We start from the raw sequence: 24934 nt of genomic DNA on the forward strand, positions 1-24934 counted from the left end.
AATCCCTACGGAACATCCGTTGCGGTTGACCTTATCATCACGGTGAATGGCATCGCGGCGGTGGCCAATCCGATTAGTGCAAGTGTTTTGCAAAACAGTAATAACAACGTCATTATTTCGAGTATTACTGGAAATGCTAGCAGCATCACCATCGCCACCTCGCCTCAGCATGGTGTCGCCATTATCAATGGCCTCAATATCGTCTACACGCCGACTGCCGGCTATGCTGGACTGGATAGTTTTAGCTACACGGCAAGCAATACATTCGGCACTTCAGCACCGGCAAAAATTGCGATCACGGTCAATAGTGTTGTGCCAGTTGCTAGCCCAATTACGGCCAGCATATTCGCCAATAGTAACAATAATGCGATAGACAGTATCACCTCCGGCGGAGCGACCAGTCTGGTCATTCAGAACACTGCCGCATCGGGTAATATCAGCGTCAAAGGTATGACATTCACCTATACCCCAAATGCTGGATTTATCGGTACCGACACTTTTACTTACATTGCTGTTAGTGCTTTCGGCAGCTCAACACCAGCCACGGTTTCAATCCAGGTAAAAGATACGATACCCGTCGCTAATTCTGTCACTGCCAATGTATTCATGAATAGCAGCGAGAATGCAATTACCCCCAATATTACCGGTAACGCCAGCAGTCTCTTAATTGCCACTAGCCCTGCGCACGGTGTCGCCACTAGCAGAGGGCTACAAATCATCTACACCCCGTCTGCAGGCTTCTTGGGGGACGACAGCTTCACCTATCAAGCCGTCAACGCCAGTGGAGCATCGACTGCTGCCACGGTGAACGTGCGTGTGCAGGCACTGACGCCAAAGGCAAATGCGATCAATGCCAACGTGCTAGCAAATAGCGCGAATAATGTCATTGCCGCCAATACCTCGGGCACAGTTGACCGCATCTCTTTAGTTAATCCGCCACAGCATGGAAGTGCGCAAATAGTCGGTGCAGCTATTTCCTACACACCAGCGCGTGGCTACGTAGGAAGCGATTCGTTCAATTACACAGCAACGAATGCTTTCGGCAATTCGGTGCCAGCGGTGGTGACTATCACCGTCAATCCCGTGAACCCGATTGCGAATGCGATTAGCACAAATGTGAACATGAATAGTGTGAATAATCTGATTAACGCTAGCACTGGCGGCACGGTTAATTCCATACGGATTGAAACTGCGCCGGCAAACGGCACTGCTAGCATCAATGGTCTAAACTTGGTATATACGCCTAAACCCGGTTTCGCTGGAGTCGATACATTTAGCTACAGCGCCGCTTTCGACAATACCCTATCGACAGCAGCGAACGTCACGGTGACCGTCATCGACTCAACGATACCCGTCGCCAATCCGATCGATGCATCCGTTGACGCAAATAGTTCGAATAATCAGATTGTTCCCAATATTACCGGTACCTCGACGAGTATCAGTCTAAAAAGTAATGCAAGCCATGGTACCGCAAGCGTTGAGGGATCAAAAATCATCTACACACCAGCCAGTAATTTCACCGGAGTAGATTCCTTTAGTTACGCAGCCACCAACGCAGCCGGTAGTTCGGAGGCTGCCACGATCACCATCACTGTGAAAGGTGTAATACCGACCGCACGCCCACTGAGTGTGACCGTCTTGAGTAATAGCAGCAATAATGCTATTACCAGCAATATACTTGGCGATGCCAGCAGCATAGCGATAGCTAGTGCGCCAGCCCACGGGACTGTCAGCATCTCGGGCTTAGTGCTGTCGTATACCCCGCAGGCAGATTTTGTCGGCAGTGATAGTTTTACGTATTTAGCGAAGAATGCTTTTGGCAATTCAACACCTGCTTTAGTCAGTATCCAAGTCAATGCAGATCCAACGCTGCCTGTACCGGTTACCAATCCTGTCACCACTGAAGTATTAACAAATAGCAGTGCCAATACGGTCGCTGCTAATATCACCGGTAGCTTCAAACAAATCAATATCACCAAAGTCGCCACTCACGGCACTGTGAGCGTCAACGGCAATAATTTTAGCTATACGCCAACCAAAGATTATGTCGGCGGCGATAGCTTTAGTTATGTCGCTCTTAATGCCAGCGGCAGTTCAAATGAAGCGCTGGTGAGTATCAATGTCAAACCCGTTGCCCCAGTCGCCAAGCCTATTAGCGCGGTACTTGAGAGCAATCAGGCGAATGCCCAGATACGTCCGGATATCGGCAACAATACTGAGAGGATCGCAATCGATTCGCCAGCGAGTCACGGCACGGTAACGATCAGCGGACTAGAATTCCGCTACACGCCCGCCCTCAATTTTGTGGGCAGCGATAGCTTCACTTATGTCGCGATCAACGCCGCCGGTAGTTCTAGTCCAGCCACTGTCAGCATCGCAGTGAAAGCCAAAGCACCCATCGTCAGCAATGCGAATATTCAAGTACTGGCAGGCAGTAGTGCGAGTTTGGAACTGGCGAACTTAGTCAGCCAAACTGGTGGTGCGCCAGTCAGTTTTAGCATACTCACACAACCAGCACATGCAAGTGCATCACTAGCTGGCACACGTCTGACTGTGAATGCGCAACTCAATTATGCCGGCGCCGATCAACTGACTATCGTCGCCAATGCGAATGGACAGGCATCGAATGCCGCAGTGATTGCAATCACCATCACCTCCCGCCCTGACCCAAGTAAAAATCCGGCAGTGCAAGCTTTGCAGACGTCCAAAGGCGCCGTCATCACGCAATTTGAACGCTTGCAATTAGAAAATTTCAACGCGCGTTTAACCGAAATTGCGACGCAAAATTCCGGCCTGCGGAGCAAAGAAGACAAAAAGAAAAATGAAGACACCTGTAGCAAAGTCACCCTATGGGCTGGCGGCTTAAATTCTTTCAGTACCCTTGCCGCAGACTACGAAATCAAGCAGCAAAATGGCGGTGCCAGCTTTGGTGGTGATCGTTGCATTGGCAGCCCAGATAGCGTACTCGGCTTCGGTGTCGGCTACGCGAATAGTCGTGGTGAATTGCGCGGACTCAATACGAGCATTAACGCAAATGCTCGGAATATTGCCAATTATGGTCAGATCAAACCCCTGCCATTTTTCAATTTCTCATGGGTGCTGGGCGTCAACGATATCAATAGCGACTACACCAGAACCACTGAACAATTGAGTGATAGCTTAGCGTTGGCTAGCCCACCTTCTACAGGATTATTCACTGGCATGGCAGCAGCACCAGGCAATACGACGCAACACACCGGTAAATGGTCAGGAAAACAAAAAATCGGTTCAAGCTCCTTGGGATTTGATATCACCTTCACCGATTTCAAAATGTCACCATATCTGCGCATTGATCGCTCAGCGGTCACGATAGGTGCCTACACAGAAAGTGGTGACACCCGTAGTGCCTTACGTTATCAAGAACAAAGCTTCAACAGCCAAAGAACAACACTGGGCTTGAATACGGAAACATCGGTGAAAACCAGTGTTGGTGAACTTACTCCGCGCTTCCGTCTTGAGTATCAAAAAGATGTCAGCAAGCGCGATGATGTCAAAATTAATTATGTCGATAATCCAGATAGCACGCCGTATATCATCAACGGTAGCAAACAAAATCGTAATTTGATCCACATGGGTGTCGGTGGAGATTTATTACTCGACAGCGGCTGGGTGATCATTTTCAATTACGGCTATTATCGCGCCAGTGAAGGCAATCATTCGAATGCAATACGCCTGCGTTTGTCTTACCGCTTGTGATGATGAATATCGCTTTGAAAACAACCAAATTTGCGGAGAGTTTCTAGCACATAAAAATTGATCCTGTATGCGTTTGACGGCGAGGCCAGATTTTTCTGGTCTCGCTAAATCAGCTTGATTGCATAGTGGAATGTCTGCGAAAATTTCCGAAAAAATTCCCGATTAAATCAACTTAAAATATTTTGTAAACTGGCGTCGTCCTTTTGCCATCACTTGCAGAGCACGGCTATCCAAATCAGCTTCTACCCAACCGTGCTGTACAAAATGGGTGAGTAGAGCGGCACCAACAGCACCACCGATATGCGGGCGGCGCTCGCTCCAATCTAGGCATGCGCAAGCAAAACGTCGCCGACTTTTTCTGAGCGTATCGACTTGGATACCCATCGTGTCAAACAATTGCTCACCATCCGCACTCAGTTCATAGGCTGTGGCATAGTGTTGCGCAACTAGATAGGTATTGCGCAATAAATAGTCGTGTATCGCCACCGCATATTCACCAGCCATGTGATCGTAGCACGTACGCGCCTGACGCAAACGCTCAGGTGTCGATGGCGTAAATTGCGATGCAACTTTCCCTGCGATCACCATCAAAGATTCTAAAGCGGCAGCGACTTGTGCGCCCGCCAATTGATAATATCGATGCTTTCCTTGTGCCAACACTTGCACCAGACTTTGATCTCGTAACTTACCCAAATGCGCGCTGGCAGTTGATGGGCTAATCTCCGCTAATATTGCGAGTTCGGTACTGGTACGTGCGCGACCATCCATCAAAGCGCACAACATCGTGGCACGTGCTGGCTCAGCAATCGCGGCGGCGATTTTGGCTAACTGAATATTGATATCATCTGCAGGCATAGTTTGATGGTAAGCGAATTGTTGATGACAAACAAGGCTTAGAATAATCCCTTAATTTATTCAGAAAAGATCCGATGTCATCTATCCCAGTTTTAGCATTGCCTTCACACCCAGATCCCTATCCGGCATATCAATGGCATGTCTCGCAAGAAAAAATACGCTTTGATGAAGGCACACAATGTTGGATCGTGGCGCAGTTCAACGTCGTACAAGAGATCTTATCGTCGTCCCAATTTTTAGTTCGGCCGCTTAGTGCGCAGGTACCGCCTCCTATTGCAGGCAGTAGTGCTGGCGAGCTGTTTTCACTGCTCATACGTATGAATGAGGGTGACAAACATCGCCTAGGGAAACAGGTTTTGCAAACGAGTTTAAACCAACTAGATCTGCGGCGACTCGACTCTGTCATCGCCGAGGTGATCGAAGATTTGTCACGGCGCTACGATATCAATAAAGCCGATCAACTGAATGCTTGGATCAGCCACCTCGCCGTTTCGGTCATCGCAAGGCTTTGCGGTTTTTCACATTCAGAACTCGAGCAAATCTGTCTTTGGATCGATGAATTTGTGCAATGCTTTTCACCTATCAGTACACCTGAACAATTAGAGGCTGCGAGTAAATCAGCCGTATCGCTAATGAGCTCATTTCAAACTTTACTATCAAGTGCTGGCAGCGATCCCGATAGTTTCTTAAGTCAGCTACAAGCCGAAGCAAAGGTCATAGGTTGGGATTCTGGCTCTGCCCTACTCGCCAATTTGGTTGGTCTACTTTCGCAAAGTTATGAGGCTAGTGCGGGCTTGATGGGCAATACTTTAATTGCGCTCTATCATGATCCAGCGCTCTACACCGAACTACAACAGGATCTTGAGAAATTGCCGCAGCTAATCAAGGAAGTTGCACGCCATGATTCACCTGTACAAAATACACGCCGCTTTGTGAAAAGCGATGGTGAATTCTATGGCGCTTCACTAAAATCTGGTGACTGCATTTTATTGTTGTTAGCAGCAGCGAATCGCGATCCGGCAAGCAATTTTGATGCCGAAAAATTAGTCCTAAATCGCAGCGACACGCACTTAGTCAGCTTTAGTGACGGTCGACATGCTTGCCCTGGGGAGACTCTGGCCGTTCGTATCGTCAGCGCAGGGCTGCATCACATTTTGACGTCCTTAACACATAGCTCCAGCAATCAAACAGAAGCATATCCCTTGGCGCATTTACACTGGACCTATAAACCATCGGTAAATGGACGCTTGCCGGTTTTTCAAACCTACCATAAGGATGAATTATGATCGCCGTGATTTTTGAAGTGCAGCCGCATGCGACTCATCAGCAAGTGTATCTGGACATCGCTGCAGAATTAAAGTCTCAACTAATAGAGATGGATGGCTTCATTTCTATCGAGCGATTTCAAAGTTTAAGTGACCCCGGCAAGCTCTTGTCACTCTCGTTCTGGCGTGATGAAGCGGCCGTCGCACAATGGCGCAACACCGAAGAACACCGCGCTGCGCAGAGCCAAGGCCGTCAAACCATTTTCAGCGACTACCGGATTCGCATTGCTGCGGTCATGCGTGACTACGGCCTCACAGAACGCGAGCAAGCACCAAACGACAGTCGCGCAGCACATCCATCAGGCACCCTATGAATTCAACCCAAGATTACCTCGACCAACACTACCTCGATCAAACTCAATTTGCGAAATACTGCGGACTCCGTCTACAAGATATCGAAGAGCTAGTTGCGGCCGAACTTATCCCAGCGCCGCCCTACCTAGTCATTGATGCGCAACGCTGCACATCCGTGGTCTTTGGCGAACTTCTCGATCCGAATTCGAAGGAAGAACTGAAAACAGGAACTTACTTTCATCCTGCGGCATCAGCTTGGACAAAATATGCTTTCGACACTTTACAAAATCACGGTGCTGATGAAGCGAAAGAGATCATAAGGAAGCAATTTGCCGAAGAATTCGCGCAAGCTTTAGCAATCGAAAACAAAAACACCTATCGACTGCGAGATTGTTTTGATGAGACTGGCACAGCCATTGCGGCCGGAATAGAACAACGGGTCAACGCCAATTGGCAATACTTTCTCAATGGCGTTTTCAGTCTATGTGTTGCCAAGCCTGACAGCATCACGAACATCGTGCACAAAGAAATTTTGCAAGAAAAATTGAGTGCTATCAGTGACAATGGAAAGCGTGTCGACTACCAAGGCGAGGATATCGCAGCGTTGAAGAAACTCATCGATGAATATGCCAACAGCGCGATGCCTTTTTCGCCTTTTGAATATCCACGAAGTAGTCGCAAACGATTGGTGGAAGATTTGAGGAAGACGCTCAGTGCCATCGATGGACGGCACTAAGCATGTTTTTATTTGCCTATACAAAAACGCGAGAAAATCACGCCCAACAAATCATCGGAAGTGAATTCACCCGTAATGCTATTTAAACGGTCTTGCGTGAGACGCAGCTCTTCTGCGAACAGGTCGAGTGACTGATCATTTTGCGCGGCATAGGCAGCCGCTTGTTCTAAATGTTCGTGTGCATGCTTCAAAGCGATCAAGTGGCGCTCGCGTGCCAAATACAAAGATTCACCTGTTTGTTGCCAGCCAGCGATACGCAGTAACTCTTGACGCAGTAAATCCATACCCAGATGCTCTTGCGCCGACAAATACACCTGAGTCAGATCACCGACGGTATCAACACTAGCATGATGCCCGGATATATCGATCTTGGTCCAAACACAGATCACGGGAACACCTTCTGGAAAGCGCTCTGCAATCTCTTCATCTGCACGTGTCGGACCACGACTAGCGTCGAGCAAATGTAAAATGACATCCGCTTTTTGTACCTCATTCCAAGTACGCTCTATCCCGATACGTTCAACCGCATCGATCTTAATCGAGACGTCACCCGCTACAACTTCGTCATGATCATGACGAATACCGGCGGTATCGATAATATTTAGAGGGATTCCTTCAATATGTATCGTCTCTGTGACCTTATCACGGGTGGTGCCTGCAATCGGCGTCACGATGGCTATGTCGTCACCCGCTAAGGCATTCAACAAAGACGATTTGCCGACATTCGGTTGTCCGGCTAATACGACGTTTAGACCTTCACGCAATAGTGCGCCTTGGGCGGCTTGTTCAAATACCGTGCGCAAGGCTTTTTGAATTTCACTGAGTTGACCGCGCGCGTCAGATTTTTCTAAAAAGTCGATTTCTTCTTCGGGAAAGTCCAAAGTTGCTTCGACCAGCATACGCAGATGCACTACTTTTTCCACCAAAGCATGTATGACTTTGGAAAACGCGCCCGACATCGATTGCGATGCCGATTTCGCTGCGGCTTCCGTCGATGCCTCGATCAGATCGGCGACCGCTTCGGCCTGCGCCAGATCGAGCTTATCGTTCATAAAGGCGCGTTGCGTGAATTCTCCCGGTTCGGCTAAGCGTAAGCCCTGTTCTTTGCCTGCTTCTATACAACGCGTCAATAACATTTGCATGACGACTGGGCCACCGTGACCTTGCAGTTCCAAGACCTCTTCGCCCGTATAGGAATGCGGTGCTTTAAAGGCGATCGCCAAACCTTGATCGATCACCGTGCCATCGGCTTGCGTAAAATCCAAATAAGTGGCGTGACGTGGCTTTAAAACTGCGCTACCGAATAAGCTGCGTGTGATTGCACTTAAGTCTTTACCAGAAATACGCACAACGCCAATACCACCTCGACCGGGCGCGGTGGCGATGGCGACGATAGGCGTGCTGTCATAAGTATGTGTCATGAAGAAATTCTAACCTTGCAATAGGGAAAGCTGTGAAAAATCTGTAGAGTTTGATACTGGCAGATGTATCGTAAACACGACATGATCTGCAGCAAAAAATGTTTGCGTTCAGTAGAAAAAAAGCCCATGAACCATGGGCTTTTTTTGAATAAATGCGACTAAATTTTATCGATGCTCAGGCGGGACGATCTTATTATTGATGACCCATTGCTGACCAATTGATAAGACGTTATTCACAACCCAGTACAACACCAAACCAGATGGGAAGAACAAGAACATGAACGAGAACAGCAAAGGCATAAACAACATCATCTTGGCCTGTACTGGATCGGCAGGAGCCGGACTCAATTTAGTCGTGATATACATAGAAATCGCGTACAAAATCGGCAACACCAAATACGGATCTGGCTTAGACAAATCCATAATCCAACCCATCCACGGCGCACCGCGCATCTCGACTGACGCCTGCAAGACCCAGTACAAAGACAAAAAGACGGGCATCTGGATCAAAATAGGCAAACAACCACCGAGTGGATTGATTTTCTCGGTTTTGTAGAGCTCCATCATCGCCATATTCAATTTTTGTGGCTCGTTTTTAAACTTCTCTTTCAAAGCCGTCATTTTTGGCGTAACGACTTTCATCTTCGCCATACTGCGATAGCCTGCTGCAGACAATGGGAACAAAGCTAACTTGATCGCAATCGTAAACACCACAATCGTCCAACCCCAGTTACCCAAGACTTTATGGATTAGTTCCATTATCCAGAACATAGGCTTAGCAATCATCGCGAAATACCAATAATCTTTAACCAATTCCATACCTGGCGCGACTGTTTCCAAAATCGCTGATTCTTGTGGACCGGAATATAAACGCGCATTAGAACTCACACTCGCGCCTGGTGCGACCGTTCCCATAGGAATGACAGAACTAATCGAATAAATATTGTCGCGTACACGTTCTGTACGGATTTCGCGTTGAACTTTGTCTTCAGGTATAAAAGCAGAAACAAAGAAATGTTGGATCATAGAAACCCAACCGTTATCCGCTTTAGTTTCGTGATCTGGCTTGGCATCTGCTTTGCCGTGACGTTTTTCGATGTCTTCAAAACTCAACTTTTGGAAGTGCTTCGCTTCTGTGTACACCGCTGGCGCATAGAATTCAGTCTGACCAGAGAACATACCGCCAGAAGTTGGCTTAGTGCCATCATGAATCAGCTGCAAATACAAAGAGGGTGTGATCGCAGCCGCAGAACTGTTCGCGACTGTGTGTTTCACATCAATCACATAGCTGCCTTTTTTGAAGGTCAAGGTCTTGGTCAACTTAACGCCAGCCTGCTCGGATTCCAACACCAAATTCAATTCATTCGCACCATCCAAAGAACGTGGGCCAGGCAATGCGATAAAACCAGATTTGTGATTGGGGAAGTTACCGCCTAACAAACCAGTCTGTGCCGCATACGTACGCGCTGGTACCGGAACTTCTTTGGTGCCTTTGAATAATCCGAAGAAACCCGTTTCCTCTGTGCGAGTCATATCGCCATGACTATCAAACAAAACGACGTTTTTCTTTCCTTCATGGCTATCCGCGTATTTCAACAATTCTAGGCGTTTGATTTCGCCGCCGATTGTATCGATATCCACTTTTAACAAATCTGTCGTAATCGTGATGATTTCACTCTTGATCACTGGCGCGACTGCTGCATCTGCGCCTACTGATGGCGCTGAGCCGGCACCATTCGCAGTGGCACTCGCATTAGTGGCCGCTGGTAAAGTAGTAGCAGCCGAAGTGCTGGCATTTTTATTCGTCTGCTGAGCAGTCGTTGATGGGAAAAACATGGATTGTTTTCCGTTATGACGCATCCAGTTATCCCATAGGAGTAACAGAGACATCGAGAAAATAACCCAAAGGACGGTGCGCTTTATATCCATTTTATCCACTTGTGTAGGTGTTGATATATGTTAAAGATCGGAAAAATTAACTAGTTGGCTGCTTACTAAGTTGTGTATTTTGGCTGCTCATTTGCTTACTTATTTGGGCGCTGTCTGATGTTGGGGCATTAGTCGATTTTTCATCCCCACCACCCGCAGTATTTTCTCCTGCCTTAGGCGGAACTAAATCGATACCGCCCGGATGCCAAGGATGACATTTGCAAAGTCGTTTGCCTGCCATCAAAGAACCTTTTGCCGCGCCATATTCAAGAATCGCTTCCATCGCATACTCTGAACAGCTAGGATAAAAACGGCAATTTTGTCCCAACATAGGACTAATCGCCAGCTTGTATCCACGCAAGATCAGCAGCAGCAAGGGTTTCATGAGGAAGACTCGGGAACAGCGACAGTCTGTGCGGTGAGAATGGCCTTCGCTGCCCGTTGCGAAACGAACAGACGTAAGACTTCGTCCCGCAAAGCGCGCTTTAATTGCGCGTTCGTGGCAGGACCGGCTTTGCTATTGACTGGCTTAGATAAGCGCACAATGCAATCCACATTCATCAGGTCAGACTGTCGAAAAATCTCACGTGTAACACGCTTGATCATATTGCGCGTAGCAGCGCGCGGTGCAAAACGTTTTGCAGCGACCACACCAAGGCGGGCATGCGGCAAAACATTTGAGCGCGCATATAATACAAAATGCGCCGTTTTTTGCACAGGGCGTAAACGAAAAACGGATGAAAACTCATCCGTTTTAAGTATTCGTCGCTCCCGCGCAAAATCACCGCCGGACAACTGGTTTTGAGCTAGGTCAGGAGTTGTAGTCAAATTAGTCACAATAATTTTTAAACCTATTGAATTAACTAACAGACTAGATACTAGACCAAAGCGCGATTCAGAAATTCAATTATAGGGATGCAGATCTAGGCAGAATTTACAACTTCGGCACAGCCATACACAGGTATGGCGAGCATCGCTGTTACAACACCTACGACGAGATGCGCCCTAGAATTGGATTTATGTTCGCGATTAAGCTGCGAGGCGCTTACGGCCTTTAGCACGGCGTGCGTTCAAAACTGCGCGGCCGCCACGTGTTGCCATACGAGCGCGGAAACCGTGAGTGCGCTTACGACGAACTACGGAAGGTTGATAAGTACGTTTCATGTTGATCTCACTATTTGAGCAAAAAATAAATCGGAATTACGGGTAATAGTGCATTGCGCCGTTGCTTTGATGATGCTCCGTTATGGAGAAGCACTATATAAACAATAGCAACACGCTATTCACACGATTACTGCCCCAAAACCGCTGCTCATGCTTAGTTTCATCTTGTGCTTTCGCTCAAATCATCAACAAACTATCGAGATAGCGTTAATGCAATAAAAGCGCACATCTAACAAAACAGGGTAGGGAACCCGTAATTAGACACCATTTTGGAAGCCGCTGTCAATCCATTTACCCGTTTTTCTTCGATTCTGCGAAGTGTTAATGAAAAGAAATTTCATCGTGCCTGTGGATAACTCTAGCCGTGAAGGGTAGAATAGCGGGGTCTGAAGTATTGCCTTACGTAACCAAAAATACACTATTTATTTCCTATCCACACAACGCTAAATAGCGTGGGATATCTGCCAATCGCGTGCGAATTTTGGATTTAGCGGTTCAAATTGCTCCGCTATAATTGGCTAGTATCAACAACGATAGCGGAATTAATTGGCGGTCACTGAGGTAGCTTTAAATTAAAAGTGGAATCGAGCACTAGATCAAAAGTCTCAAATATCGATTTTGACAAGAACAAAAAACTTAAGCATTAAGTAAACAGTAAAGCGATTCATGGAAAATTTCTGGCAAGCCTGCTCTTCACAACTCGAACAGGAACTCACGCCTCAGCAATTTAGTGCTTGGATTAAGCCTTTGACGATGGTTGACTTTGAAGAAGGTCATCTGCGCATTGGTGCGCCTAATCGCTTTAAATTAGATTGGGTCAAAGCTCAATTCGCTAGCCGTATCGCCGAATTTGCGGCGCAGTTTTGGGACGACACGGTTGATGTCGAGTTCATCATCGATCCACGTGCTGGTAAAAAACCGATTTCAACCACAACGGCACCGGTCAACTCTGGTCAGGGCAACGGTGCTGATCACGGACAACGCACATCGCAGATCGGTCAGGCCGATGGAATACCAAACGAACCACCGCCAGAATCAGCGCCACGTCGTGACAATGCACGAATTAATTTCGACCTGACTTTCGACAGTTTTGTGACCGGTAAAGCCAATCAATTAGCACGCGCCGCAGCGATTCAGGTCGCAAACAATCCAGGCGTTTCTTATAACCCGTTATTTTTATATGGCGGTGTTGGTCTAGGTAAAACGCATTTGATCCACGCAATTGGCAATCAAATTTTGCACGACAAACCGAATGCAAAAATTCGCTACATCCACGCTGAGCAATATGTGCGCGATGTGGTCACAGCCTATCAGCGCAAAGGTTTTGACGAATTTAAGCGCTACTATCATTCGCTCGATTTGTTGCTGATCGATGATATTCAATTCTTCGGTGGAAAGAGTCGTACGCAGGAAGAATTTTTCTACGCGTTTGAAGCCTTGATCGCCGCGAAAAAGCAAATCATTATCACTAGCGATACCTACCCGAAAGAAATTACTGGTATGGATGATCGTTTGATTTCGCGTTTTGATTCCGGCTTAACGGTAGCGATTGAGCCTCCCGAATTAGAAATGCGCGTCGCGATTTTGCTGAAAAAAGCTTATACCGAAGGCGTAAGTTTTTCAGATGACGTGGCGTTTTTCGTCGCGAAACATTTGCGTTCGAATGTGCGTGAACTCGAAGGTGCATTGCGCAAAATTTTGGCGTACTCACGCTTCCACGGCAAAGACATCACAATTGATGTCGTCAAAGAAGCATTGAAAGATTTGCTGTCGGTACAAAACCGCCAGATCTCAGTTGAAAATATTCAGAAGACCGTCGCCGACTTTTTTAATATCAAAGTCGCCGATATGTATTCAAAACGTAGGCCAGCGAATATCGCCAGACCGCGTCAGATTGCCATGTATTTAGCGAAAGAATTGACGCAAAAGAGTTTGCCGGAGATCGGTGAATTATTCGGCGGGCGTGATCACACCACGGTTTTGCATGCAGTACGCAAGATCACAGCGGATCGCGCTAAGAGTCCTGAGTGCAACCATGAGATTCATGTGTTGGAGCAGACTTTGAAGGGGTAATAGAAGGATTGAAAGTCCCCTCTCCCGCAAGCGGGAGAGGGCTAGGGTGAGGGTGATTCAGCAACGAAAAAGTGTTTTGGAATTGTGAACGTTAAAGATCGATTTTTTTAAGCTTGACGATACCTTTACTAGATTCTGAAACGCCCTCATCCCCAACCCTTCTCCCGCAAGAGGGAGAAGGGGGTAAAGACAAAAATAAGTAGTAATCAGCAGTAAAGACCGGCGTAGGATTTACGTAAAATTGGCCACACTAATAATGGGCAGTTTTTCGCAAGTCCTCCCAATGCAAGAAGTAATGAGTTGCGATAGATGCAGCATCCTTTAACATTGAATTCATTAGTGAGGATATAAAAATGCAATTGGTAAAAACTCACAGGGATACCCTATTACGGCCCCTGCAAATTGTGAGTGGTATTGTCGAGCGTCGGCACACATTGCCGATTCTGGCCAATATCCTCATCCGTAAAGACGGCGAAAAAGTGTCCTTCTTATCGACGGATATCGAAGTGCAGATCACCACGCACGCAGAAATCGGCTCAGGTGGCGAAGTCACGGCAACCACAGTTGCAGCACGTAAGTTGCTCGACATCTTGCGCGCGTTACCAGATGACAACGACGTCACGCTGAAACTCGACAACAAAAAGATGACCGTGCAATCAGGCAAGTCACGCTTCTCTTTGCAGACTTTAGCAGCAGAAGAATTCCCAACAGTTGCCCAAGCTGAGCATTTCAATGCTAGCGTCAGCCTGCCGCAAAAAGCATTGAAGCATTTGTTCAACATGGTGCATTTCTCCATGGCACAGCAAGATATTCGTTACTACCTAAACGGCTTGTTATTAGTCGTTGATGGTAAAAACGTGATTGCAGTTGCGACTGACGGTCACCGTTTGGCCTATGCGCAAGTCGAAGTCGAACAAGAATTCGCGCGTCAAGAAGTCATCATTCCACGCAAAACGATTTTGGAATTGCAACGCTTGTTGGAAGACAAAGACGAACCAGTCCAACTCGATATCGCTAACAACCAAGTCAAATTGACGTTTGCTGATATTGAATTGATTTCCAAATTGGTCGAAGGCAAATTCCCTGATTTCAACCGCGTGATCCCAAAAGGTTACAAAAACAATTTCACCTTAAGCCGTGAAAAACTCCTGCGCTCTTTGCAACGCGTCGCGATTATGACTTCGGACAAATTCAAAGGCGTACGTTGTGTGATCGAACCAGGTTTGATGCGCGTCTTGTCCACCAATGCGGATCAAGAAGAAGCGGTTGAAGAAATCGAAATCGATTACGGTGGTGACAGCGTCGACATCGGCTTTAACGTTACGTATTTGTTAGATGTATTGAATAACCTCAAAGTCGATCAGATTAATGTCGCCTTGGGTGATTCCAATTCATCGGCCTTGATCACGATTCCTGAGAATGGTGATTTCAAATACGTAGTCATGCCGATGCGGATTTGATGCAAAAAAACCTCCCTTCTCCCGCAAGCGGGAGAAGGGTCGGGGATGAGGGGCGTTCAGCGAACGATAAAAATCTTAGAAATCGAAGTTTGGATTTCTCTAAATTGTCGATGTAATTCGTGATTTAACCACCCTCACCCCAACCCTCTCCCGCGTGCGGGAGAGGGAGTAAAGAACTAAATAAATGTAGGGCGGGTGCAACCCGCGCCGCCAGACGATTGAGAACCTGAGCAGCGCGGGTTGCACCCGCCCTACAAAAGAAGCAAACAAAGCACGAACGAAGCACTGCTTAAGCGTAGCGAGCGGCCTAAGTTTGAATTGAGAAGCGGAGCTGTACTCAAGTACAGTGAGCATCGCAGATTCAAAATTTGGTCGCGCAGTAGCTTAAGCAGTGTTTCAAAAAAATCGCAGCCAAAAACTGCTCGTTAATTTCAGAAGGTAGCCATGTCCGAGAATACCCAAGACAACACAGCATCGCCAGCACCCGTACCAGCAAATGCACCTGCAACTGAGTCCGCCACATCCGCTGGCTATGGCGCATCGTCCATTCAAATTCTTGAGGGTCTCGAAGCCGTTCGTAAGCGTCCCGGCATGTACATCGGTGACACCTCTGACGGCACCGGTTTGCACCATTTGGTATTCGAAGTCTTGGATAACTCCATCGACGAATCCTTAGCTGGCCACTGTACAGAAATTAACGTCACCATCCACAACGATAATTCGATTTCAATTACCGATAACGGTCGCGGTATTCCGACGGGCATTAAGTGGGATGACAAACACGAACCTAAGCGTAGCGCGGCTGAGATCGTCATGACCGAATTGCACGCAGGTGGTAAGTTCGATCAAAACTCCTACAAAGTGTCCGGTGGTTTGCACGGCGTCGGTGTGTCTTGCGTCAATGGCTTGTCCAAATTATTGAAGCTGACGATTCGTCGCGATGGTAAAAAATATGCGATGGAATTTGTCCGTGGCGTACCGCAAAATCGTGAAATCGAAACCATCGACGGCGTCGTTTGCTCACCAATCAAAGTCATGGGTGACACCGACAAACGCGGTACCGAAGTCCACTTCTGGGCCGATGAAGAAATCTTTACGCACGTTGAATTCCACTACGAAATTTTAGCGAAACGTATCCGCGAACTATCCTTCCTGAACAACGGCGTACGCATTAAGCTCAATGATCACCGCACTGGCAAAGAAGAATTGTTCGCGTTCGAAGGTGGTACGCGCGGTTTCGTGGAATACATCAACAAAAACAAATCCGTCTTGCATCCAACAATTTTCCAGGCGACTGGCGAAAAGATGTCGGATCAAAACACTAACATCACGGTTGACGTTTCCATGCAATGGAACGACGCCTACAATGAACAAGTGCTGTGCTTCACCAATAATATTCCGCAACGTGACGGTGGTACGCATCTGACCGGTTTGCGTGCAGCGATGACACGCGTCATCAACAAATACATCGACGAACACGACTACGCGAAAAAAGCCAAAGTCGAAGTCACTGGCGACGATATGCGCGAGGGTTTGACTTGCGTGTTGTCCGTCAAAGTACCAGAACCAAAATTCAGCTCACAAACCAAAGACAAACTCGTCTCCAGCGAAGTGCGTGGCCCGGTCGAAGAAATCGTGGCTAAAACCTTGACCGAATATTTAGCAGAACGTCCAAACGACGCTAAAATCATTTGCGGCAAAATCGTCGAAGCCTCACGCGCTCGTGAAGCCGCCCGCAAAGCGCGCGAACTCACACGTCGTAAAGGCGTGATGGATGGTTTAGGCCTGTCTTCTAAACTGGCCGACTGCCAAGAAAAAGACCCAGCGCTTTGCGAACTCTACATCGTCGAGGGTGATTCTGCGGGTGGATCTGCGAAGCAAGGCCGTGATCGTAAATTCCAAGCGATCTTGCCACTGCGCGGTAAAGTCTTGAACGTAGAAAAAGCCCGTTTTGAAAAAATGCTGTCCTCCGAACAGATCACTACGCTGATCGCCACACTCGGCACCAGCATCGGCCCTGACGAATTCAACGCCGACAAATTGCGCTACCACCGCATCATCATCATGACCGATGCGGACGTCGACGGTGCCCACATTCGTACGCTGTTGTTGACCCTGTTCTATCGCCAAATGCCACAATTGGTAGAGCGCGGCCACATCTACATCGCGCAACCACCTTTGTACAAAGTCAAAGCCGGTCGCGACGAACGCTATTTAAAAGATGACGCGGAAGAAGCGGTCTACATGACCACCGTTGCATTAAATGGCGCAGCGCTCACACCAAGCACAGGCGCAGAGCCTATCGTTGGTGAAGCACTGGGCGAATTAGTCCGCCAATTCAACCTTGCCAACGCCATCATGACGCGCCTAACCCGCGTCATCGACCGCGCTGCTTTGACCGCGATCATGACCGGTGTCGCACTGAAAATGGACACGCCAGAAAACGCCGAATTGTCCGCGCAAGAGTTGACCAAAACCATGAACGATCCAGCCGTCAAAGCCGTCGTTCGCAGTGACGAACTCTCAGGCATGCTCAGCCTGCGCATAGAACGCATGTACCACGGCAACGTCAAAGTCAGCAGCATCGACGCCGACTTCGTCGAAAGCAGCGATTACAAAGTATTAGAAAACGCCGCACAAACCTTCAAGGGCTTATTAGGCGAAGGCGCCTTCATCCGCCGTGGCGAAGGCGAACGCATGAAAGAAGTCGCAGTACAAGACTTCCACCACGCCATGCTCTGGCTACGCGAAGAAGCCGAACGCGGCGTCTCCAAACAGCGCTACAAAGGATTGGGCGAGATGAACCCAAGCCAATTGTGGGAAACCACGATGGACCCAACCGTACGCCGCCTGCTCAAAGTACAAATCGAAGACGCGATTGCAGCGGATCAGATCTTTACGACCTTGATGGGCGACGATGTGGAACCACGTCGTGCGTTTATTGAGTCTAATGCGCTTCGGGCTGGGAATATTGACGTTTGATCGTCAACGCGATCTGGAGAAGCCCAACCTTGTGTTGGGTTTTTTTTCGCTTTGAAAAACATAATTAATAAGAACCAATTCGCAAAACACTGATTACGCATACAGCATTATTGTGGTTTAATGTAAAATTCTAGCTCGCCCATCTAACTAAAAGATAGTAAATTTTTAATTATTAATAGTCGTCTGAAGCGATATTGATTCAGGCTAGCCGTAAATTTTTATTTACCTACTAGGTAAAAATAAGTATTATGCAATGCGGAGAACATATCTTTGGAAATTCTCTTTAAGAACAAGAAATTACGTGACATTTGCGAAAAGCAAGCACACGCAAAAAAGCTTTTGGGCGATATCGGTGCAAGGAAGTTATTTTCTCGACTGTCTGACTTAGCGGCTGTTAACCGAGTAACAGATCTCATCGCTGGAAACCCTCATCCGTTGAAGGGCGATAGGTTAGGTCAATTTGCATTAGATCTTGCTGGCGGTTGGCGCTTGGTGTTTGAATCGGCAAATGATCCCATTCCACGTAATCTAGACGCATCAATTGATTGGTCCCGTGTGACCATCATAAGTATTGAATTTATTGGTGATTATCATGACTAATCTCACTTTACAAAAAGCAAGCGATACCCAATCGTTCGCACCCGATTGGGTATCGCCGCCTGGCGACACCATTTTGGATCTTTTGGAAGAACGTGATTGGACGCAAAACCAATTAGCAGATCGACTAGGCTATTCCACCAAGCACGTCAGCCAACTTATTAATGGTAAAGTTCCACTCAGCGAAGATGCTGCCATACGCTTACAAAATGTATTTGGTGCCTCCGCTGGCTTTTGGCTCACGCGCGAGGCGCAATACCGTCAACGTATCGCATCGATTGAGGCCGCAGAGCAAAATGCGAATAGGGTGTCTTGGCTCGATCAGTTCCCAATTAAAGCCTTAATGGATGCAGGTGTATTAGACAAGTGCCGAGTCGACGCCAAATCTAAACCGCAACTGGTTGGCAAGCTATTGGCATTTTTTGGAGTGGCGACACCGAATCAATGGCAAAGCCATTATTGCGATATGCAATTAGCGTTTCGTCGCAGCCGTGAAGAACAGTCAAATATTGGCGCGATTTCAGCGTGGCTAAGACTAGGTGAGCAAGCGGCAGAAAAGCTCTTGTTAGATAAATCGGCAAACGCCAAATACGATGAAGCACGCTTACGCGCAAATCTGCCACAGATTCGCGCATTGACGACCTTAACACCAGCAGAGTTTCTTCCGCAGTTAAAGCAGCTTCTACATGAAGCGGGAGTCGCACTCGTTCTCGTACCGGCGATTACCGGCACCCACGTATCAGGCGTTGCGCGTTGGCTTAACCCACATCGACCATTAATTCAGTTGTCGTTGTACGGTAAGAGCAATGATAAATTCTGGTTCACGCTTTGCCACGAAATCGCACATATTCTGTTGCACAGTAAGGAAAAAAAATCCATTTTTCTTGATGACATAGGACAGGCTGGTTCTAACAACCAACAAGAGCAAGAAGCCAATACTTGGGCGAGGGATTTTTTGATCTCATTAGACTACGCCGAGCAGTTATAACAAAATGAGTGAGCATCAATTAATTTTTAATCGAAGCTGACCCCTATATTTGAGGCAGTTATGACCAATAAAACCAATCAACCAGCTTTACCGCCAGATGCAGATCAAGCCTACCTTGATCTACTCAGGCAAATATCAGACACCTATACGCAAGGGCGTATTCAGGCGGTGCAGGCTGTCAACACCCACATCACGCAAACCTATTGGCAAGTCGGGCGGCAGATTGTGGAGTTTGAGCAGGGCGGCAAAGCCAAAGCCCAATACGGCAAAGCGCTGATCAGCAATCTCGCCAACGACCTCAGTCTGCGCCATGGCAAGGGGTTTAGCCGCACTAACTTAATCTCTATGCGGCTGCTGTACCTGCGTTACCCAATAAGTCAGACACTGTCTGACTTATTGGGCTGGTCACAGTGGGTGGAACTGCTCAAAATAGACGACCCGCTGGAACGTAGCTTCTACGAGCAACAAAGCATACGCCAGCGTTGGTCGGTTCGAGAGTTGATACGGCAAAAAAACAGCGCCCTGTTTCTGCGCCTCGCCGCCAGCAAAGACAAAGCCAGCATCATGCAGCTTGCCACACAAGGCCAGCTCATAGAACAGCCCGCCGATCTGTTGCGCGAGCCCTATGTATTCGAGTTTCTGAAAATTCCCGAGCCTTATCTAGTGTCTGAAACCCAGCTAGAAACCCTGCTGTGCAACCACCTGCAGCAGTTTCTGCTGGAATTGGGCAAGGGCTTTACCTTCGTAGGACGGCAATACCGAGTTACCCTGAACAATACACACTACAAAGTGGATCTGGTTTTTTATCATCGTATCCTGCGCTGCTTTGTGCTGATCGACCTCAAAATTACCGATGTGCAGCACCACGATATCGGCCAGATGAACATGTACCTCGGCTACTTTGCCGCAGAAGAAAACACAGAAGGCGACAACCCGCCCATCGGCATCATCCTAAGCCGTAACAAGGACGAGCTGCTGGTCGAATACGCCACCTACCAAATGAACAGCCAGCTCTTTGTACAGAAATACCAGCTCTACCTGCCCGAGCGCGAAGAACTCCGCCGCGAGCTAGAACTGACCTTGCGCGAAGCGGGTACAGAATCTGGAGAAGCGTCATGAAAACGAGTTTGCTTGCAAACTAGAAATTCATATTCACGCTTGCTGTAGCTTGATGAGTCGACGCAAAACTCGGGCTGTTACGCTTTTCTAACCCAGACGCTAGCGAAGCCTTATAATTGTCGCCGACGAAGCCGAACGACCAGGGGTCAGCATCGCATTAAATTTAAGCGATGCTGACCCCTTAGATTATTAGTCCGGCGTTTCGCGGGATCATAGAAAGCCACAAGGTAAGAATAAAGTAAGAATCATCATCAGATAAATTAGCTGATGATGACCCTTTTAGTTCCAAATCCAAACCATCAGAGGCTTCATTAATGAGCAGTCAAGGATCGAAGCGCGAAACACTTCCGTTAGGCTTGTATGATCGACTTATTTATTCAGATGAAATGAGTCAACTTAATGCCTTGATTGAAAGCAATCAGGCACTCATTGAAGAGCCATCAGAAATCCAACGTCGCGAACATTTGATTCATGAAATTTCCTCTCGATTACCAGAGCTTCTTGATGAAGTCGAAACTGACTCTGAAGGAAAAGCAGAACAAGCGCGGGCTGAATTAAAGTTGATTAGCCATTTATTGCGCGAAGCCCGCCTGCAAACAAAAACTACGTCAATCGATCGTGCACCTGTAGAACCTTTGCGTATTCTGCGAGCTTTACATGCTCCCAATGCACCTCCAGTATTACCATCAACTGGATTGCGGCGTCCTTGGCTCTTCACATCTGCACGTAGTGATCCAGCCTTACTTGACGAACTTCGCGCAGAATTGGCAACAGTAGATCGGGTTGATATTTTAGTTAGTTTTATTACATGGAGTGGCGTCCGCAAACTATTGGATGTATTTAAGCAAACAACAGCATTGAATGCCCAAGGGGTTTCACGTACGCGCTTTCGCATTTTGACCACTACCTATATCGGCGCTACTGAGGCGCGTGCGGTCAACTGTCTCGCTGAATTACCCGGAGTTGAATTGCGTATTTCTTTAGATGGGCGACGCAGTCGGTTGCACGCGAAAGCGTGGATATTCCATCGACACTCAGGATTCGGCACAGCTTTTGTAGGTAGTGCAAATCTATCTGAATCAGCACTAATTGGTGGAATCGAATGGACAGTGAAAATTGCGCAAGCAACAGATCATGAATTATTTTCAGCGGCCGGTGCGCACTTCGAAACGCTTTGGAATGATCAAGAATTTCAGCCATACAACCCACATGACGCGCAACAACGTCAATCTCTCGAGCAAGCAATACGAGACCAAAGACGCGACCCCCGAACGAATAAAAATGTGGAAGAACCTATCGCGATTCACGCATGGTTTGAACTTCGTCCAAAGTCATATCAGCTCGAAATGCTCGAACGACTCGAAGCAGAGCGGCGTCATGGACGTAGACGCAATCTGCTTGTTGCCGCAACTGGTACTGGAAAAACAGTTGTTTCGGCTTTTGATTATCAACGTAGAGCTCGCGAAGAGGGGACTCCACCGCGGCTACTGTTCATAGCACACCGTGTACAAATTTTAAAACAAGCGCTCGCCACATTTCGCCAAGTTTTGCGTGAACCAAGTTTCGGTGAACTACTTGACGGAGACAATGAGCCTACACAATATGATCATTTGTTCGCGACGATTAATACCGTACACAGCCGCAATTTGGTTATGCAGTTGGGTGCTGAGCATTGGCGCGTAGTGATTGTTGATGAAGCTCATCACATACCCGCAAAATCATTTGAGCAATTTGTTCGAGCGGTTAAACCGCATATATTGTTAGGGCTGACTGCAACCCCCGAGCGTGCAGACGGAAAAAGTTTGAACGAATATTTTGATGCAAGACCAGATGGTTCTCCTGCGGTTTCCTTACGTCTATGGGATGCATTAGACCAACAACTGGTAGCACCGTTTGAATACTATGCGACAGCGGACGAAACCGATTTGTCGACAGTGAAATGGAATCGGGCAGAAGAAACATCGCAGCTTGATCAATTAATATCAAGCAACACTATTCGCAGCAGAACTATTGTTAATGCTTTGGAGCTCTACGTATCTGATTTGGGTAAATTAAAAGGCATTGCGTTTTGTGTCAGTGTGCAGCATGCCAAATTTATGGCTGAATGGTTTGAAAAATCTGGACTTCCGGCACGTAGCCTTACGGGCATGAACACTAGCGAAGAACGCGATAGTACGATAAGGAATTTGCGATCTGGTGTAATCAAACTCATCTGTACGTGCGACCTATTTAATGAGGGCGTAGATATCCCAGAAGTAAATACATTACTGCTTCTACGTCCAACACAAAGCCCTGTACTTTTTCAACAGCAAATTGGACGTGGTTTACGCCTTTTAGATGGTAAAGACAGCTGTCTGATTCTCGATTTCGTTGGTCAATATAATGAAGAATTTCGGTTTGATACTTTGCTGAGAACAATTACAGGTTTATCACGGTTACAACTCAAGGAGTCTGTGGAAAGCGGCTTCGGTCTTTTACCGACTGGTTGTCATATTCAGTTCGATCGCGTGTCGCGTGAGCGGGTTCTTTTGAGCTTGCGAGCAGCACTTAATTTGAACGCTGTTCGACTTCGTAAAGAACTCGCAGCTTGGGCTGCACTTCGTGCAGGAAAACCGCTTACGTTAAAAGATTTTTTGCGTGAAAATCAATTGGATATTTCTGATATCTATGCAAAGCGGCATTCTTGGAGCAGTTTCAAGCGAGATGTCGGATTGCCCGTGCCAGAAGCAGGTCCGAGAGAGAGCGAGCTTTCTCGCAACCTTGGACGAGTGTTGCATGTCAACGACCCTAATGCACTTAACGCATGGACAACGGTTCTTAGTAGCGGCGAAATCGATCCGTATAGAGTCCAGATGTTAGCGTATCAATTGCTTGATAATCGCGATGATCTGATTGACCCAGAGGGCTTCCATCAGATGATGAACTTGCATCCAGCTATACGTGATGAATTGCGTGAAATTATTGATTTCCTAATTGATGAAACCACGATTAGCTCCCATCCATTGCCTGACGTTCCGTCTGATTGGCCACTCAATTTACATGCGCGCTATGGCCGTCGAGAAATTCAAACTGCTGCTGGACATTTGACTCCTTTTTCACGGCCAATGTTTAACGAAGGGTGTTTACTCTTTGCCGATAAAAAAATAGAATTGTTGTTCGTCACGCTAGATAAACGTGAAGGTTTCTCTGAGCGTGTGCAATACCACGATTACGCCATTAGTCCAGAACAGTTTCATTGGCAGACCCAAAATCGCGCAGGTTTTGACAATGCAACAGGCCGTCGCTATATCGATAGTCGAGAAAACGGTTGGTGTTTTCAACTGTTTGTACGGGAAAACACAGAGAGCGCTTATGTCACACTAGGCCCCGTCGTTCTAGAGGAACACGAAGGTGATCGACCAATCTCAATTACATGGAGATTAAAAAATCCTATGCCTGTTGAAATATTTCGACGGTTCAGCATACTCCGAGGTGGGTAGTGTAATTTTTTCCTTCGTTAACTCGGATTTAAGATATGGATCATCTGAAGTTAATCGGACGCTTGATTTGACGCGCCAATCCGATTTTTGTGAGTGATGCTGCTCGATGTTTGATTCTAAATTCAATGGACAAATCATTATGCGGTACCTCTGTCACAAGATAGCAAACGCGGTTCACGTATTGGATGCCCGGTACTATCCATTGATCATTCGCTTCACCATCGAGAACGGTCCAAACAAATTCGCCGCGCAAACTACGAACCAGATCGTAGTCTGCATCGAAAGTTTCTAAACCAAGCCCACCCCAAATATCATAACTAGCCTTTGGATGGTGGTAGGGCTTGAAGTGTTTGTAGAAAGTATCTTCATGCAGTGTCAAAGTTGACGTACTCATGCTGGTTTTTCCGCGAGTTTTGAAATGAAAGCGGTGATGTCTCTCCTATGCGAATCGGTGGGTACGCTTTCAACTTCATTTATGCATTCAAACTCATGCCAATCATGGTCCAGTTCCTCGTCATAGTCATCAAAGAAAAGCGAAGGAACACCCGCATTGAACGCATCAAAATACATTTCATCAATGAGTCTTTGTTTGATCATTTCATTGAGCTTTTCTAGCGAAGTTTGATCTTTATTCGCAAAGACTACGGTGCCGAAATTTTTGAAATTTCCAGCATCACGATATAAGTAAGAAAATTCGATATTCATTGCAAAGCCCCGATTTTGAGACGTTAAACCAGAATGAATAATTATTCTACCCTGGTAATATTTGCAATGGTA

The 24934-nt window shown here is 47.2% G+C and carries 19 protein-coding genes; 11 read left to right on the top strand and 8 right to left on the bottom strand.

The features are described from left to right. A partial coding sequence (locus ACO0KW_RS10220; RefSeq protein WP_423052972.1) for an Ig-like domain-containing protein occupies nucleotides 1-3735 on the top strand: 3735 nt, incomplete at its 5' end. Nucleotides 3736-3897: 162 nt separating this feature from the next. Here the strand turns inward: ACO0KW_RS10220 and ACO0KW_RS10225 are convergent. Then, on the bottom strand, nucleotides 3898-4590 hold the full coding sequence (locus tag ACO0KW_RS10225; RefSeq protein WP_423052973.1) for an ArsR/SmtB family transcription factor: 693 nt from the start codon (nucleotides 4588-4590) through the stop codon (nucleotides 3898-3900). Between the two features lie 74 nt (nucleotides 4591-4664). On the opposite strand from ACO0KW_RS10225, the gene ACO0KW_RS10230 reads away from it, so the two are divergent. The 3 genes from ACO0KW_RS10230 to ACO0KW_RS10240 are packed head-to-tail and all read left to right on the top strand — an operon-like array spanning nucleotide 4665 to nucleotide 6945. Next, nucleotides 4665-5876, top strand: a complete 1212-nt coding sequence (locus tag ACO0KW_RS10230; protein WP_423052974.1) for a cytochrome P450 — start codon at nucleotides 4665-4667, stop codon at nucleotides 5874-5876. Further along, nucleotides 5873-6229 carry an antibiotic biosynthesis monooxygenase family protein gene (locus ACO0KW_RS10235; RefSeq protein ID WP_423052975.1) on the top strand — a complete coding sequence of 119 codons (357 nt, stop codon included), beginning with the start codon at nucleotides 5873-5875 and terminating at the stop codon, nucleotides 6227-6229. Before ACO0KW_RS10230 ends, ACO0KW_RS10235 begins: the two co-directional genes overlap by 4 nt. Beyond that, nucleotides 6226-6945, top strand: coding sequence for a DUF6058 family natural product biosynthesis protein (locus ACO0KW_RS10240; protein WP_423052976.1), 720 nt, complete (start codon nucleotides 6226-6228; stop codon nucleotides 6943-6945). Before ACO0KW_RS10235 ends, ACO0KW_RS10240 begins: the two co-directional genes overlap by 4 nt. Before the next feature lie 8 nt (nucleotides 6946-6953). On the opposite strand, the gene mnmE is transcribed toward ACO0KW_RS10240, so the two are convergent. The 5 genes from mnmE to rpmH form a co-directional block, all read right to left on the bottom strand. After that, on the bottom strand, nucleotides 6954-8366 hold the full coding sequence (mnmE, locus tag ACO0KW_RS10245; RefSeq protein WP_423052977.1) for a tRNA uridine-5-carboxymethylaminomethyl(34) synthesis GTPase MnmE: 1413 nt from the start codon (nucleotides 8364-8366) through the stop codon (nucleotides 6954-6956). Nucleotides 8367-8531: 165 nt separating this feature from the next. Continuing rightward, a complete protein-coding gene (gene yidC / locus ACO0KW_RS10250) occupies nucleotides 8532-10295 on the bottom strand; it encodes a membrane protein insertase YidC (RefSeq protein ID WP_423052978.1) in 1764 nt (587 codons plus the stop codon). A gap of 46 nt (nucleotides 10296-10341) precedes the next feature. Further along, nucleotides 10342-10680, bottom strand: coding sequence for a membrane protein insertion efficiency factor YidD (gene yidD, locus ACO0KW_RS10255; RefSeq protein WP_423052979.1), 339 nt, complete (start codon nucleotides 10678-10680; stop codon nucleotides 10342-10344). Then, nucleotides 10677-11123, bottom strand: coding sequence for a ribonuclease P protein component (locus ACO0KW_RS10260; protein WP_423052980.1), 447 nt, complete (start codon nucleotides 11121-11123; stop codon nucleotides 10677-10679). Before ACO0KW_RS10260 ends, yidD begins: the two co-directional genes overlap by 4 nt. A 201-nt stretch (nucleotides 11124-11324) precedes the next feature. Further along, a complete protein-coding gene (rpmH, locus tag ACO0KW_RS10265; RefSeq protein WP_061535510.1) occupies nucleotides 11325-11459 on the bottom strand; it encodes a 50S ribosomal protein L34 in 135 nt (44 codons plus the stop codon). A gap of 666 nt (nucleotides 11460-12125) precedes the next feature. Here rpmH and dnaA point away from each other — a divergent pair. From dnaA to ACO0KW_RS10300, 7 genes are all read left to right on the top strand, one after another. After that, nucleotides 12126-13532: a chromosomal replication initiator protein DnaA gene (gene dnaA / locus ACO0KW_RS10270; RefSeq protein ID WP_423052981.1), complete on the top strand. Its 1407-nt coding sequence runs from the start codon at nucleotides 12126-12128 to the stop codon at nucleotides 13530-13532. A gap of 353 nt (nucleotides 13533-13885) precedes the next feature. Beyond that, entirely contained in the window at nucleotides 13886-14992 is a 1107-nt protein-coding gene (gene dnaN / locus ACO0KW_RS10275) for a DNA polymerase III subunit beta (protein WP_186891296.1), read from the top strand. Between the two features lie 444 nt (nucleotides 14993-15436). Further along, the gene (gyrB, locus tag ACO0KW_RS10280) at nucleotides 15437-17974 is read left to right on the top strand and encodes a DNA topoisomerase (ATP-hydrolyzing) subunit B (RefSeq protein WP_423052982.1); all 2538 of its coding nucleotides are present in this window, start codon (nucleotides 15437-15439) and stop codon (nucleotides 17972-17974) included. Between the two features lie 270 nt (nucleotides 17975-18244). Further along, nucleotides 18245-18574 carry a type II toxin-antitoxin system RelE/ParE family toxin gene (locus tag ACO0KW_RS10285; protein ID WP_423052983.1) on the top strand — a complete coding sequence of 110 codons (330 nt, stop codon included), beginning with the start codon at nucleotides 18245-18247 and terminating at the stop codon, nucleotides 18572-18574. Then, on the top strand, nucleotides 18567-19559 hold the full coding sequence (locus tag ACO0KW_RS10290) for an ImmA/IrrE family metallo-endopeptidase (RefSeq protein ID WP_423052984.1): 993 nt from the start codon (nucleotides 18567-18569) through the stop codon (nucleotides 19557-19559). Before ACO0KW_RS10285 ends, ACO0KW_RS10290 begins: the two co-directional genes overlap by 8 nt. A 60-nt stretch (nucleotides 19560-19619) precedes the next feature. Next, nucleotides 19620-20678 carry a PDDEXK nuclease domain-containing protein gene (locus ACO0KW_RS10295; RefSeq protein WP_423052985.1) on the top strand — a complete coding sequence of 353 codons (1059 nt, stop codon included), beginning with the start codon at nucleotides 19620-19622 and terminating at the stop codon, nucleotides 20676-20678. 386 nt (nucleotides 20679-21064) lie between these two features. Continuing rightward, entirely contained in the window at nucleotides 21065-24157 is a 3093-nt protein-coding gene (locus tag ACO0KW_RS10300) for a DUF3427 domain-containing protein (RefSeq protein ID WP_423052986.1), read from the top strand. A 40-nt stretch (nucleotides 24158-24197) separates the two neighbouring features. Here the strand turns inward: ACO0KW_RS10300 and ACO0KW_RS10305 are convergent, their stop codons facing one another. Further along, entirely contained in the window at nucleotides 24198-24551 is a 354-nt protein-coding gene (locus ACO0KW_RS10305) for a hypothetical protein (RefSeq protein ID WP_423052987.1), read from the bottom strand. Continuing rightward, entirely contained in the window at nucleotides 24548-24862 is a 315-nt protein-coding gene (locus ACO0KW_RS10310; protein WP_423052988.1) for a hypothetical protein, read from the bottom strand. Before ACO0KW_RS10310 ends, ACO0KW_RS10305 begins: the two co-directional genes overlap by 4 nt. Nucleotides 24863-24934: the final 72 nt, after the last annotated feature.

Source organism: Undibacterium sp. Ji22W, assembly GCF_049340305.1.
Classification (GTDB): Bacteria; Pseudomonadota; Gammaproteobacteria; order Burkholderiales; family Burkholderiaceae_D; genus Undibacterium.